Origin of the sequence: Pseudomonas sp. NPDC089395, from assembly GCF_044749525.1 — a bacterium.
GTDB lineage: Bacteria > Pseudomonadota > Gammaproteobacteria > Pseudomonadales > Pseudomonadaceae > Aquipseudomonas.
The window spans coordinates 185,640-199,420 of sequence record NZ_JBIVID010000003.1; the positions used below are offsets into that span (position 1 = coordinate 185,640).

General features: G+C 64.9%; 14 protein-coding genes. 8 read left to right on the plus strand and 6 right to left on the minus strand.

Annotated elements, in window-relative coordinates; genetic code table 11:
- Positions 1–10: 10 nt before the first annotated feature.
- Positions 11–745, minus strand: coding sequence for an SDR family NAD(P)-dependent oxidoreductase (locus ACIPZG_RS09280; RefSeq protein ID WP_400712594.1), 735 nt, complete (start codon positions 743–745; stop codon positions 11–13).
- Positions 746–869: 124 nt separating this feature from the next.
- Between ACIPZG_RS09280 and ACIPZG_RS09285 the strand changes: the two genes are divergently transcribed.
- Together ACIPZG_RS09285 and ACIPZG_RS09290 are read left to right on the plus strand one after the other, a co-directional pair.
- Positions 870–1,790, plus strand: a complete 921-nt coding sequence (locus ACIPZG_RS09285) for a LysR family transcriptional regulator (RefSeq protein WP_400712597.1) — start codon at positions 870–872, stop codon at positions 1,788–1,790.
- A 92-nt stretch (positions 1,791–1,882) separates the two neighbouring features.
- Positions 1,883–2,146 (plus strand): hypothetical protein, encoded by a 264-nt coding sequence (locus ACIPZG_RS09290; protein WP_400712600.1) that lies wholly within the window; start codon positions 1,883–1,885, stop codon positions 2,144–2,146.
- 255 nt (positions 2,147–2,401) lie between these two features.
- On the opposite strand, the gene ACIPZG_RS09295 is transcribed toward ACIPZG_RS09290, so the two are convergent.
- Positions 2,402–3,052: a TIGR04211 family SH3 domain-containing protein gene (locus tag ACIPZG_RS09295; RefSeq protein WP_400712603.1), complete on the minus strand. Its 651-nt coding sequence runs from the start codon at positions 3,050–3,052 to the stop codon at positions 2,402–2,404.
- A 230-nt stretch (positions 3,053–3,282) separates the two neighbouring features.
- Positions 3,283–4,500, minus strand: coding sequence for a hypothetical protein (locus ACIPZG_RS09300; protein ID WP_400712606.1), 1,218 nt, complete (start codon positions 4,498–4,500; stop codon positions 3,283–3,285).
- A gap of 229 nt (positions 4,501–4,729) precedes the next feature.
- On the opposite strand from ACIPZG_RS09300, the gene ACIPZG_RS09305 reads away from it, so the two are divergent.
- On the plus strand, positions 4,730–5,209 hold the full coding sequence (locus ACIPZG_RS09305; protein ID WP_400712609.1) for a VOC family protein: 480 nt from the start codon (positions 4,730–4,732) through the stop codon (positions 5,207–5,209).
- Positions 5,210–5,360: 151 nt separating this feature from the next.
- Here the strand turns inward: ACIPZG_RS09305 and dsdC are convergent, their stop codons facing one another.
- The 3 genes from dsdC to ACIPZG_RS09320 all read right to left on the minus strand — a co-directional run bounded on the left by dsdC (position 5,361) and on the right by ACIPZG_RS09320 (position 8,608).
- Positions 5,361–6,272: a DNA-binding transcriptional regulator DsdC gene (gene dsdC / locus ACIPZG_RS09310; RefSeq protein ID WP_400712612.1), complete on the minus strand. Its 912-nt coding sequence runs from the start codon at positions 6,270–6,272 to the stop codon at positions 5,361–5,363.
- Positions 6,273–6,276: 4 nt separating this feature from the next.
- A complete protein-coding gene (locus ACIPZG_RS09315) occupies positions 6,277–7,611 on the minus strand; it encodes a D-serine ammonia-lyase (RefSeq protein WP_400712615.1) in 1,335 nt (444 codons plus the stop codon).
- 124 nt (positions 7,612–7,735) lie between these two features.
- Positions 7,736–8,608 (minus strand): LysR family transcriptional regulator, encoded by an 873-nt coding sequence (locus ACIPZG_RS09320; protein WP_400643037.1) that lies wholly within the window; start codon positions 8,606–8,608, stop codon positions 7,736–7,738.
- 134 nt (positions 8,609–8,742) lie between these two features.
- Here ACIPZG_RS09320 and ACIPZG_RS09325 point away from each other — a divergent pair, with 134 nt between their 5' ends.
- From ACIPZG_RS09325 to ACIPZG_RS09345, 5 genes are all read left to right on the plus strand, one after another.
- Positions 8,743–9,864 (plus strand): muconate cycloisomerase family protein, encoded by a 1,122-nt coding sequence (locus ACIPZG_RS09325; RefSeq protein ID WP_400712618.1) that lies wholly within the window; start codon positions 8,743–8,745, stop codon positions 9,862–9,864.
- A gap of 17 nt (positions 9,865–9,881) precedes the next feature.
- Complete coding sequence (gene catC / locus ACIPZG_RS09330; RefSeq protein ID WP_008092782.1) at positions 9,882–10,172, plus strand: muconolactone Delta-isomerase; 291 nt, start codon at positions 9,882–9,884, stop codon at positions 10,170–10,172.
- Between the two features lie 50 nt (positions 10,173–10,222).
- Positions 10,223–11,158 carry a catechol 1,2-dioxygenase gene (gene catA / locus ACIPZG_RS09335; RefSeq protein WP_008089624.1) on the plus strand — a complete coding sequence of 312 codons (936 nt, stop codon included), beginning with the start codon at positions 10,223–10,225 and terminating at the stop codon, positions 11,156–11,158.
- Between the two features lie 228 nt (positions 11,159–11,386).
- Entirely contained in the window at positions 11,387–12,745 is a 1,359-nt protein-coding gene (locus ACIPZG_RS09340) for a spinster family MFS transporter (RefSeq protein WP_400712621.1), read from the plus strand.
- A 1-nt stretch (position 12,746) separates the two neighbouring features.
- The gene (locus tag ACIPZG_RS09345) at positions 12,747–13,688 is read left to right on the plus strand and encodes a helix-turn-helix domain-containing protein (protein ID WP_400712624.1); all 942 of its coding nucleotides are present in this window, start codon (positions 12,747–12,749) and stop codon (positions 13,686–13,688) included.
- The last annotated feature ends 93 nt before the right edge of the window (positions 13,689–13,781 follow it).

Here is a 13,781-nt window from a genome sequence, read left to right on the forward strand (position 1 = left end):
ACTCCTTTGTTCAGTGCCAGGTGCCGGCGGTGCTGCCGCCGTCTACCGGCAGGATGACGCCGCTGACGAAGCGCGCATCGGTCAGGTACAGCACGGCATCCACCACATCCTGCGGCGAGCCGGTCCGGCCACTGGGCGACAATGCACCGAGGCCTTCGACATTGCCGCTGTGCAGCGGTGTGTCGATGATCCCGGGGGCCACCGCATTGACCTGCACGCCGCTGGACGCCAGCTCCAGGGCCAGCCCCTTGACCGCCTGGTTCAAGCCGCCCTTGACCAGCACCGGCAACAGCGCAGGTACCCGAGTATCTGGCTGCAGCGCGATGGACGCCGTGATGGCCACGATATGCCCGTGACCCTGTTCGGCCATGATCCGTGCCGCCGCCTGCGCCGGGTAGAAGAAGCCCTTGAGGTTGGTGCCGACCAGGGTATCGACGTCTTCCTCGGTGTAGTCGGCGATCGGTTTGGAGATGAAAATCCCGGCGTTGTTGATCAGGATGTCGACTGCACCGAAGGTCTCAAGGGCCACTTCGAACAAGCGCCGGGCCGTCTCGGCCAGGGCGATGTCGCCGGCCACGCCGACGAAGCGTTGCGGCTGGCCGAGCCGCGCGGCGGCCTGGTCCAGGCGTGCCTGGCTGCGGGCATTGCCGACGACGTTGTCGCCACGGGCGAGGAAGGCTTCGGCGAGGGCAAAACCGAGGCCGCTGGAGGCTCCGGTGATGATGACGGTTCTTGGCTGGGTCATGTGTGCGTTCTCCAGTAGGTGAGCCGGTGGCTCGGTGTGGTGACCACTGTAGGTTGCAACCCATGCTTGAAAAATAAGCCAGATGGCATTTCAATCGATACACCGTGTAATCAATCGAGCCAGCATGACGCGCCACTTCGACGATCTTCAACTGGGCAGCCTGGAGTTGTTCTGCCTGGCCGCCGACCATGGCAGCTTCACCGCCGCCGCTATCGAGGCAGGTGTCACGCCAGCGGCGGTAAGCCGCAGCGTGGCGCGCCTGGAAGAACGCCTGGGGGTGCGCTTGTTCGTGCGCACTACGCGGCAGATGCGCCTTTCCGAGGCAGGGCAGGCGTACTACCAGCAGTGTCGCCAGGCCCTCGGGCAACTGGTCGAGGCCCAACGCCAGGTGACCGGGGGCCAGGTGCTGCCCAGTGGCCGCTTGCGTATCAGTGCGCCGACGCCCTATGCCCACCATCGCTTGCTGCCGCTACTGCCCCGGTTTCGTGAGCGCTACCCGCATGTGCAGGTAGACGTGCATGTCAGCAATCGCAATGTGGACTTCACCGAAGAACACTTCGACCTAGCCATTCGGGGTCGCGAGCCCGCCGACTCTCGCCTGGTGGCCAGGCGCCTGGAGGATGCCGAGTTGGTGGTGGTGGCCACCCCCGCCTACCTGGCGCGCAAGGGGGCGCCGCAGGTGCCGGAAGACCTCGCCCAGCATGAGTGCATCCAGTTCGAACTGGCCAGCAGTGGGCGGAGGCCAGCGTGGAGCTTTCGCCGGGATGGCCATGAACTGGAGGTGCAGACGCAGGGCGGTTTGACCTGCCTGGGCGATTTCCTGGCCACCACGATCCTGGTTCGCCATGGCGGTGGGTTGATGCAGGCATACCGCTTTACGGTGCAGGACGCGCTGGACAACGGCGAGCTGGTGGAGGTGTTGGCCGAGTACGGCGGCACTTCACGGCCATTCATGCTGATTTACCCTCAGGCGCGGCACATGCCATTGCGGGTGCGTGTGTTCATCGACTTTCTGGTTGCCGAGGGGGCACAACCGCTGGGCTGAAGTGACGCGTCGGGCGCTGAGGAGGGTTATGCTTTTTTCTGCATCGAGCCAATGTTTCTCGATGACCTTCCCATTTCCCAGGAGAACGTTTCATGAAATCCATGACACTGCTGGTGATTGCTTCCGTATTGAGTTTTGCCGCCCATGCCGACCCTGCCAGCAATTGCGAGGCGAAGATCAAGGAGCTGGAAGACATTTTCAAAACCAGTGGTCAGGCACTGCATGGAGGGATGGCCCATGACTACAAGGTGCATTTGCAAAATGCCAAGGATGCTCAGAAAGCAGGTGACATGACCCAGTGCCAGGCCTCGGCTGACCAGGCCAAGACCATTTACAACAAGGCGCGTAACAAGTGAGCGAGAGCTGCGTGTGCATCGGGTGCATGGCGGGGGTGTGATGTTGCCGCGCAAATCGAGCGCCGCCTGTGCGGCGCATCGCGGATAAATCCGCTCCTACAGGCCCGATGCGATTTTTCGCCGGGCGCCAAAGGCGGACAACCATGGCCTATCAGGCATAGGCACGTTGCAACAAATGTAGGAGCGGATTTATCCGCGATGCGCCGCGCGGGCGGCGCTCGATCTCAACGCCACCGCAAAAACCCAGGCATGCCCTCAGAACCAGCGGTCGTTCTTCTTCCGCCCGCGGGTCAACGCCGGCAGGATCAGCCCCATCAGCAATCCCGCGCCAGCAATGCTGCCGCCGTAGACCATATAGCGCATCATTACCTGTTTATTCTCGTCCCCCAGCTGCGCCTGGGTGTCGCGCAGCTTCGACTGGGCCTGGTCGAGCTGCTCGTTGAGCGACTTGTTGCGCGCTTCCAGTTCATCGACCAGCTGCTTGCGCGAATCCAGGGTCTCCTGCATGCCCTGCACCCGGTTCTTCCAGCTGTCGTCGATGGTCTTCAACTGCCCGGACAGCTCAGCCACCTGAGCATCCAGCTGCGGTAGTCGCTCGCCCTGGCCCGGCACCGACTGCAGGTCGCTGGTGAGGATCCACACCAGGTCGCCGCTCTGCCCGCGCACCTGGCTGTAGTTGCCCTGGCTGCCGACCAAGGTGAGTTTCTGCCCGGACTTGAGCGTGCCGACGATACGGTGGCCGTCGGTCGGGCCGCTGCGCACGTAGGTGCTCAAACTGTCACTGACCCAACGCGCATCGCTGGCCGGCTCTTCGGCATGCACGGGGGTGGCGAGGGCCACCAGGGCGGCGAGCAAGGTGCCGCGCAGGGCTGGGAGGGCGAGGGTGGCTGGGCGGGATTCAGGCATGTGGGGTCTTCGCTGCAACAGGAAAAATAGGCCCGGTGACGCATGATCATGAAGGGGCCGGCGAACTGGTCGGTGAATAGACCGTCAGCCAAAGACCGCTTTTTTGTCAGCAGGTTCACTGCTGAATGCAGGAATTGTCTGCAGAATGTTGCAAGTGGCGGGCTAGAGCGCCTCCACCGGCAAGCCCTCTGCAAAAAATCTGCAGACGCGGGCTTGCCCGCCCGAAAGGGCTAAGAAGGGTGAAGGGGAAGCTGGGCAATGTAGTCGCCGATCTTGCGCTCCAGGCCATGGTCATCCTGCTGCAGCAACACGTCGAACAGCAGTTGGTTGAGGCTGGAGCGCGGCGAGTGGGTGTCGTAGCCCGATGGGCTGAACTGCCATTGCTGCCTGAGCGCCCGTTCGCCCATCGCCAGCATGCTGGCGGGAATGGTGTTGCTGGCGTGCAGCTTGGTCACGTGGGCGCGTGCAATGTATGAGAGTGCTCCGCGTATGGCGCTGTTGGCCAGCGAACAGACGTGGCGCACAGGGTGGTCCTGAAGCAGTTGCGTGGTTATCTCGGCGGCCTTTTTCCGGGCTTCGAAGGGCAACCCATGTTCCGCGCACCGGGCGGCGATGTAGGCGCACACCTCTTCATTCGACAGCGCCTCGATCATCGCGATGATCTGCACGCTCCATTGGGGCAATGGGCCGCCGGACAGTTCCTTGTGCATTACGCGGTACAGGGGGGCCAGTCCCGCACGCTGCTGGCCGTCCAGGCTGACATTGGCGACCCAGCGCACTTTGTCTCGCCATGCCTTGGGGGTCAGGTCGTCGCTGAAGGCATCCAGTGGCGAGTCAGGGTCTACCAACAGGATCGACGCCTCGTGCAGCGCCTGCAGTATCGCGGCGTCCATGGCCGTGGAAGGGCTGACACGAACGTCTAGGTGCAGCTGTTCTGCCGGGGCCAGGAAATTGTTCCGGGCGTCCATGCGCACTTCGAGCATGGCCAGCAACTGCAGCTTGTGGGTGAACGAAAGCCTGTGCAGGGCCAGCGGTTTTCGATTCGCCAGCGACCAATGCGCCTTGATCCGCCTGCGCTGGTCGACGGCCTGTGCCTGTTTGGCCTGCTCGCGCGCGTTCAGGCAGGGTTGGCAGGTGCAATCGCGCCGCCAGCGGGAACGGCCAGGATAGTAATGGCGGTGTGTGCAAGTTTTGCAGAACGCCATGCTCTCGTTCCAACGGTGGGTCGTTCTGCTTTTGCGCCGTTCGAACAGGCTGACTTTGCAGTAGGGGCAGGCCAGCGCCGCAGAAGGCACAGGAGGAAAGGCCTTGATCAGGCTGCTGGGGGCCACGTCGATGCCGTAGCGCTCGATCAAGAGGGCAATTTTTTCACCGCTGATGTACTCGCTGTACAACACCTCGATCTGTTCGGCGGTGAGGTGCTGCAGCTTCGCTTCGAAGTCGGACAAACCTGATTCTCCCTGCGTAGAGTCGCTTGTTAGGTTCGCCAGGGATGATGGGGTTGTCAGACAGTCCAGTGAAGGGGGTGGCTTGTAGGGCATTTCACTAAGATGCGTAGGATTGTTCTGAACGTGAATCGTACAGGCTGCGTGCGACGAAACGCAGGCCCTGGGCGTCGCCAGACCAGGCGCAAGGGCTAGACTCAATGGTTCACTCTTGACTCCCAGGAGTCCGACCATGACTGCCAAGAACACGATTTGCCTGTGGTTCGACCAGGACGCCGAAGAAGCCGCGAACTTCTACGCCAGCACCTTCCCCGACAGCCGGGTACTGGCCGTGCATCCGGCGCCGAGCGACTACCCGTCGGGCAAGGCCGGCGATGTAATTACCGTCGAGTTCACGGTCATGGGCATTCCCTGCGTTGGGCTCAACGGCGGCCCGACATTCAAGCATTGCGAGGCGTTTTCGTTCCAGGTCAGTACCGAGGACCAGGCGGAAACCGACCGCCTGTGGGAGGCCATCGTCAGCAACGGCGGTGAAGCGAGCGTCTGTGGCTGGTGCAAGGACAGGTGGGGCATCTCCTGGCAGATCTGCCCACGCATTCTCATCGAGGCGATTGGCAACCCTGACAAGGCCGCGGCCAAACGGGCCTTCGACGCGATGTTGACCATGGGCAAGATCGATGTGGCGGCGATCGAGGCGGCGTTGCGCGGTTGAATGATCGACCGCCTGATCAAACGAAGGAGAACTGCAGGCAGTGGTGGCCCTATCGCCGGCAAGCCGGCTCCCACAGGTACCCCACAGCCTTCAAGAACTGTGGAGGACCTGTGGGAGCCGGCTTGCCGGCGATAGGGCCAGTAAAGCCACCTCAAAGGCTGGCAACGCCCTTGAGCCACTGGATCAGCACCTGCAACCGCCGTGGCGTCGGCTCATGCCCCGGATGAACCAGGTAATAACCATGCTTGCCTACCTGCAAGAAATCCCCGAACGGCAGCACCAACTCACCCCTGGTCACCCGCTCACGCACCAACTGCTCGCGGCCCATGGCAATCCCCGCATGGTGCATGGCCGCCAGGCTGCACAGGTCGGAGCGGTCGAAGGTCAGAAAGCGCGACGGCAACGCCCGGTGCCAACCCGCTGCACGCATCCACAGCTGCCACTCGGCATCGAAGGCGGCGTTGTCCCAGGCCGCCACATCGTGCAGCAAAGTACTGTCGCCCAAGGCATCCGGGCCATCCGTAAGGCCCAGCTGCCGCGCGTACTGGGCCGAGCAGACCGGGGCAATCCGTTCGGGCATCAACCGCGTACTGACCAACCCGGGATGTTCGCCGTCCGAATAGCACAGCAGCAGGTCGACCTGCCGCGTGCGGTAGTCGATACGCTCATTGCCCACGCGGATATCCAGTTGGATATCCGGATAGCGGGCAGTGAAGTCGGCAAGCTTCGGCACCAGCCAGCACTGCGCCACCGACGGCCGCACATGGAACGTCAGTTGCCCGGCCACCTGTTCGTCCGAGCGTGCCTGCACCGCTTCGGTCAGCGCGTCCATGGCCTGCTGCATGGTGCGATAGACGCGCTCGCCGTCCTCGGTCAGCACCACCCTGCGCGGCAGGCGCTGGAACAGTTTCAGCGCCAGCTCGTCCTCCAGCCGCGCGATGCGGTGGCTGACCGCACTGGCGGTCAGGCACAGCTCATCGGCGGCCCGGGCAAAGCTCAGGTGCCGCGCCGCGACCAGGAAGGTATGCAGGTTGGCCAGGTGGGCACCGCTGAGCTCGCGCATGCCGTCAGCTCCGGCCTTTGGCCAGGTAGGCCGCGTATTCCTCGGCAGGCACCATGCTGCCGCCGGTGCCCCAGACCAGGTGCGTGGCATTGGCCAGGCGCGCCGGCGACAGCGCCATGCGGTCAAGGTAAGGGGTGGCCTGCAGCACCCGCACCATGCCCGGTACACCGGCCAGCGCCGAGGGCTCCAGGCGCGCCTGTTCCTGGTCGTGGGCCAGCACCAGCAGGCGGTAGAGTGCTTCGTCGGTCACCGTGTAGTAACCGTCGAGCAGACGCTGCATGGCCTTGCCGACGAAGCCGGACGGGCGGCCCACCGCCAGCCCGTCGGCGGCGGTGACGTTGTCGATGCCGAAGTCCTGGACGCACACTTCATCATGCAGGCCGGTGTAGACCCCCAGCAGCATGCACGGCGAGTGGGTGGGCTCGGCGAAGAGGCAATGCACATGGTCACCGAACACCAGCTTCAGGCCGAACGCCACACCGCCAGGCCCGCCGCCAACGCCGCAGGGCAGGTAGACGAACAGCGGGTGCTCGGCATCGACCGCGATGCCCTGGTCCTCGAATTGCCGTGCCAGCCGCTCGGCGGCCACGGCATAACCGAGGAACAGGTGCGGCGAATTCTCGTCATCGACGAAGTAGCACAGCGGGTCGCCAGCGGCTTGCTGGCGCCCTTGTTCCACCGCCACGCTGTAGTCCGACTGATGTTCGACCACGGTCACGCCGTTGGCGCGCAGCTTGTCCTTCTTCCACTGCCGGGCATCGGCCGACATGTGCACGGTGGCCTGGAAGCCGAGCTTGGCACTCATGATGCCGATCGACAGGCCGAGGTTGCCGGTGGAACCGACCGCCACCTTGTACTGGCTGAAGAACTGCCGCGCCGGCGCGTCGGCCAGCACCCGGTAATCGCTTTCCAGGGTAATCAGGCCGGCTTCCAGGGCCAGGTCCTCGGCATGCTTGAGGACTTCATGGATACCGCCACGGGCCTTGATCGAACCGGAAATAGGCAGTTCGCTGTCGGCCTTGAGCCACAGCGCTCCGCCAGGTGCCAGGCCAGCCTCTTGCAGCAAGCTGCGCTGCAGGTTGGGCAATGGTCGCAACGGCGATTCGATGATCCCGGCGCTGGCCGCCGTGTCCGGGAACACCGTCGCCAGGTACGGCGCGAAGCGTTGCAGTCGGGCACTGGCGGCCTGCACGTCGGCCGCCGTCAGGCCGACGTCGCCCAGGGCCTGGGCCGCAGGCGCGATAGCCGGGTTGAACCATTGGGTTTCCCGCAGCGCCATCAGGTCCTCGATCAAGGGGTGTGAGGCGCACCATTGAGCTGGGGTTTTTCCGTGAATCATTGCAGGCGCTTCCTGGAGGCTGTCTGGTAGTTTGCAGGCATTAGAAAACAGCGACCGAGGCGTGGCAAACGATCGCTCGTCAGGACATGGATGATGCTACGTCATGTGAAACCCAACGCTAGGGTCAAACGGCCTGCTGCGCGATCAGCGCCAGGCAGCGTTGCACCATCGGGCTCATGTCGCCTTTGCGTCGGCTGAGGATGATCGGGCTGACGGCGCTGCTGTCGAGCAGCCTGGCGTACTCGATATCGGTGCGGTGCTGGCGCTGTACCGAGTCCGGCACCAGCGTCACACCGAGGCCAACGGCAACCAGGCCGATGGCGGTCTGCAATTCATTGGCCCATTGGCTGACCTTGATGCTCATGCCGTGGTGGGCGAACAGCGCCAGGATGTGGTCGGCATAGCTGGGCCGGGGGTTGGCCGGGTAGAGGATGAAGGCCTCCCGCGCCAGCTGCGATAGCGACAGGGGCGCGCCGGCCAGGGCATGGCCCTTGGGCAGTACGGCCACCAACGGGTCTTCGCGCAGCACCTGTTGCACGATGGCCGGGTCGTCGATGCGGATGCGGCCGAAGGCGATGTCGATGCGGCCGCTTTTCAGGGCCTCGACCTGTTGCAAGGTGGTCATCTCGCTCAGGCTCAGCTCCAGCTCACTGTCCTGGCGCAGCTCGCGGATCAGCTCCGGCAGCACGGTGTACAGGGTCGACGGGGCAAAGCCGATGCCCAGCCACTGGCGCTGGCCCTGGCCGATACGCCGGGTGTTGTCGCTGATATTGTCCAGCTGCTGCAGCAGGGTGCAGGTCTGCTCATAGAAGAAGCGCCCGGCTTCGGTCAGGCGCAGCGGCCGCTCGCGCACCACCAGCAAGGTACCGAGCTGTTCCTCGAGCTGGCCGATCTGCCGGCTCAGCGGCGGCTGGGCGATGTGCAGCAGCTCGGCGGCGCGGGTGAAGTTCAAGGTTTCCGCCAGGACCTTGAAGTAGCGAAGGTGGCGCAGCTCCATCAGACCTCCTGGGTATGGTGGGAGATTCATTTGATATTGGACGGCCCTCAGGGTCTCGCGCAATGCTTGAATAATCAAGTAAATGTAGTATCGGATCTGCGACCTGCAGGCCGATTTCACGGGACCCTGGAACCATGACAAACGCCCTGATCGAGCGCATCGACGCGATCATCGTCGACCTGCCGACCATCCGCCCGCACAAGCTGGCGATGCACACCATGCAACAGCAGACCCTGGTGATCCTGCGCCTGAAATGCAGCGACGGCGTGGAAGGCCTCGGCGAGGCCACCACCATCGGCGGCCTGGCCTACGGCTACGAAAGCCCCGAAGGCATCAAGGCCAACATCGACGCGCACCTGGCGCCGGCGCTGATCGGTCTTCCGGCCGACAACATCAACGCCGCCATGCTCAAGCTCGACAAGCTGGCCAAGGGCAACACCTTCGCCAAGTCCGGCATCGAGAGCGCGCTGCTCGACGCCCAGGGCAAGCGCCTGGGCCTGCCGGTCAGCGAACTGCTCGGCGGGCGCGTGCGCGACAGCCTGGAAGTGGCCTGGACCCTGGCCAGCGGCGACACCGCCCGCGACATCGCCGAGGCCGAGCACATGCTGGAAATCCGCCGCCACCGGCTGTTCAAGCTGAAGGTCGGCGCCAACCCGCTGGAGCAGGACCTCAAGCACGTGGTGGCGATCAAGCGTGAGCTGGGCGAGCGCGCCAGCGTGCGGGTCGACGTCAACCAGTACTGGGACGAGTCCCAGGCCATTCGCGCCTGCCAGGTGCTGGGCGACAACGGCATCGACCTGATCGAGCAGCCGATTTCGCGCATCAACCGCGGCGGGCAGATCCGCCTGAACCAGCGCAGCCCGGCGCCGATCATGGCCGACGAATCCATCGAAAGCGTCGAGGACGCCTTCAGCCTGGCCGCCGATGGCGCCGCCAGCATCTTCGCCCTGAAAATCGCCAAGAACGGCGGTCCGCGCGCCGTGCTGCGCACCGCGCAGATCGCCGAAGCGGCCGGTATCGCCCTGTACGGCGGGACCATGCTCGAAGGCTCGGTCGGCACCCTGGCCTCGGCCCACGCTTTCCTCACCCTGCGCCAGCTGACCTGGGGCACCGAGCTGTTCGGCCCGCTGCTGCTGACCGAAGAGATCGTCAACGAGCCGCCGCAGTACCACGACTTCCAGCTGCATGTGCCGCGCACCCCGGGCCTGGGCCTGAGCCTGGATGAAGTGCGCCTGGCGCGCTTCGCCCGCCGATAACCGAGAAGGAGAACCCCATGCTGTTCCACGTGAAGATGACCGTGAAACTGCCGGTCGACATGGACCCGGCCAAGGCCGCGCAACTGAAGGCCGACGAGAAGGAACTGGCCCAGCGCCTGCAGCGCGAGGGCACCTGGCGCCACCTGTGGCGCATCGCCGGGCACTACGCCAACTACAGCGTGTTCGACGTGCCCAGCGTCGAGGCGCTGCACGACACGCTGATGCAGCTGCCGCTGTTCCCGTACATGGACATCGAGGTCGACGGCCTGTGCCGCCACCCCTCGTCGATCCACGCCGACGACCGCTGAACCGCCCTGACGCCGCGACTACCTGACAAGAACAATACGAGGTGAGCAACATGACCGTGAAGATTTCCCACACCCCCGAAATCCAGGCTTTCTTCGAGCAAGTGGCCGGCCTTGGCAATGCCGAAGGCAACCCGCGCTTCAAACAGATCATCCTGCGGGTGCTGCAGGACACGGCACGCCTGATCGAAGACCTGGAGGTCAGCGAGGACGAGTTCTGGCACGCGGTCGACTACCTCAACCGCCTGGGCGGGCGCAACGAGGCGGGCCTGGTGGCTGCGGGCCTGGGCATCGAGCACTTCCTCGACCTGCTGCAGGACGCCAAGGACGCCGAAGCCGGCCTCGGCGGCGGCACCCCGCGCACCATCGAAGGGCCGCTGTACGTGGCCGGCGCCCCCCTGTCCGAAGGTGAGGCGCGCATGGACGACGGCCGCGACCCGGGCGTGGTGATGTTCCTCCAGGGCCAGGTGTTCGACGCCGATGGCCAACCCTTGGCCGGTGCCACCGTCGACCTGTGGCACGCCAATACCCAAGGCACTTATTCGTACTTCGACTCGACCCAGTCCGAATACAACCTGCGCCGACGCATCGTCACCGACGCCGAGGGCCGCTACCGTGCGCGCTCCATCGTGCCGTCGGGCTATGGCTGCGATCCGCAGGGGCCGACCCAGGAATGCCTGAACCTGCTAGGCCGCCACGGCCAGCGCCCGGCGCATGTGCATTTCTTCATCTCGGCGCCGGGGCATCGCCACCTGACCACCCAGATCAACTTCGAGGGTGACAAGTACCTGTGGGACGACTTTGCCTATGCCACCCGTGATGGGTTGGTCGGCGAGCTGCGCTTTGTCGAGGATGCCGCGGCGGCGCATGACCGGGGTGTGCAGGGCGAGCGTTTTGCCGAGCTGGCGTTCGACTTCCACCTGCAGGCGGCCAAGGCACCTGAGGCCGAAGCGCGCAGCCACCGGCCGCGGGCGCTGCAAGACGGCTGAGCAACATCCCTGTAGGAGCGGCCTTGTGTCGCGAAAGGGCTGCGGAGCAGCCCCTGGATTCCAGCCGCGCCGCTGATATTGCTGGGGCCGCCTTGCGGCCCTTTCGCGACACAAGGCCGCTCCTACAAAACACTGCCATCCGCCATTCCAATAACAATAAAGGTCCTTGGTCATGCGTAACCCCGCCCAGCATTCGCTCGCCCAGGCTATCCAATCAGGAGCCCGAGCATGACGATCCTCACCCAAGAGCAACCCCTCAAGCAGCAGAACAAGCGCTACCTCTACGAGTGGTACGTGGTCACCCTGTGCATGGTGGCCTACATCTTTTCCTTCGTTGACCGGCAGATCCTGGCCCTGATGATCGAGCCGATCAAAGCCGACCTGCAGCTCAGCGACACCCAGTTCAGCCTGCTCCACGGCCTGGCCTTCTCGCTGTTCTACGCCTTCATGGGCATGCCCATCGCCTACCTGGCCGACCGTTTCTCCCGGCCACGCATCATCGCCGTCGGGGTGATTTTCTGGAGCTTCGCCACCGCCGCCTGCGGCCTGAGCAAGAACTTCCTGCAGATGTTCCTGGCCCGCATCGGCGTTGGCGTCGGCGAAGCGGCCCTGTCGCCCTCGGCCTACTCGATGTTCAGCGACCTGTTCCCCAAGGAAAAACTCGGCCGCGCCGTGGGCATCTATTCGATCGGCTCGTTCGTCGGCGGCGGTATCGCCTTCCTGGTCGGCGGCTACGTGATCACCTTGCTCAAGGACGCGCAAACCATCGAAGTGGCCGTGCTCGGTGCCATGAAAGCCTGGCAGCTGGCGTTCTTCATCGTCGGCCTGCCAGGGGTGATCGTCGGCCTGCTGATCTGGCTGACGGTGCGCAACCCCCAGCGCAAGGGCGCCCAGCTCGATGCCGACGGCCAGGTGCGCAAGGTGAAGCTCACCGATGGCCTGCGCTTCATCGGCCGCCATCGGGCGACCTTCGGTTGCCACTACCTGGGCTTCTCCTTCTACGCCATGGCCCTGTTCTGCATGATGAGCTGGACGCCTGCACTGTATATCCGCAAGTACGGGATGAGCCCGCAAGAGGCGGGCTTCATGCTCGGCACCATCCTGTTGCTGGCCAACACCACCGGCGTGGTGTTCGGCGGCTGGCTGACCGACCACCTGGCCAAGCGTGGCTACCGTGATGCGGCCATGCGCACTGGGGTGATCGGCGCCGTAGGCATGATCGTGCCGGCGGTGCTGTATTCGCAGGTCGAGCCGCTGTGGCTGTCGGTCACCTTGCTGGTGCCGGCGATGTTCTTCGCCTCGTTCCCGATGCCGGCCTCCACCGCGGCCATGCAGATCCTCTCGCCGAACCAGGTGCGGGCGCAGGTCTCGGCGGTGTTCCTGCTGATCAGCAACCTGCTGGGGCTGGGCCTGGGCACGACCCTGGTGGCGTTGATCACCGACCGCTACTTCGGCGCACCGGCAGCGGTCGGCTCGTCGATGTCGATCGTCAGTTGCGTGGCGTCGCTGCTGGCCATCGTGCTGCTGGCCAAGGGCTGCAAGTGCTTCCGTGCCAGCCTGCAACGCGAACACCCCGCCGAGGCTTGAGATGCTGGAGCGCTTCCCGCTGCTCGATTCCCGGGATGTGGGCGAGATGCAGGTGCAGCTGGCCCGCTATCTCTGCCCCCATCGGCTGCGGGTGCTGAACGATACGCCGCCGCGCTTGCAGGTCAGCGGCGTGGCGTTCGCCGAGGCCTGGTTGCTGGAGCTCGATTATGACGCGCCGGTGGAGGTCAGCCTCGAGGGTACCGGCGCGCACTACCTGTTTCGCACCACCTTGCAGGGGCAGTGCGAGGTGACCCAGGGACGCCATCAGGCAGCGGTCGCGGCGGGCGGGCTGAGTGTCAGCTCGCCCTTCGCCAGCAGCCGCATCGTCACCGGGGGCGCCTGTCGCAACGCAGTGCTCAGCCTGCCGCGCGAGACGCTGGAGGTGCATCTGCAGAACCTGCTGGGGCGCACGTTGCGCCAGCCACTGGCGTTCGATGTGCCGCTGGCGGCGACGCACCCCGGCGTGCATGCACTGGGGGCTGCCATGGACTACCTGTGCCGCTTGCTGGCGCTGGACCTGAGCCTTGCACCGCTGCGCCAGGGGCTTGCGGATCATCTGGTGCAACTGCTGCTGACCCAGTTGCCACACAACTACTCGGACGCACTCTGCCAGGCCGCGAGCACGCCGCTGCCCAGCCACGTGCGCCGGGCGCGCGACCACATCGAGGCGCACCTGGACCAGCCGCTGGCGCTGTCGACCCTGTGCGCGCTCAGCGGCGTCTCGGTGCGCACCCTGCAGAATGGCTTTCGCCAGTTCCTTGGCCAGACGCCGCTGGAGTACATCCGCGACCGGCGCCTGCTGGCCGTGCACCAGGCGCTGCAGCAAGGCGAGGGCAGCGTGACCGAGGTGTTGCTGCGCTGCGGGATCAACAGCCCGGCGCACTTCACCCGCCAGTACTGGCAACGCTTCGGTTGCCGGCCGTCCGACACGCTCAAACGCTGAGAATCTGCGCAATCGGTAGCCTGCCTGCGTGATCGGAAGCGTCGGCAAATTCCGCGTTGGCTAGCATCGGCCTACCTCAACACGCGGAGTTAC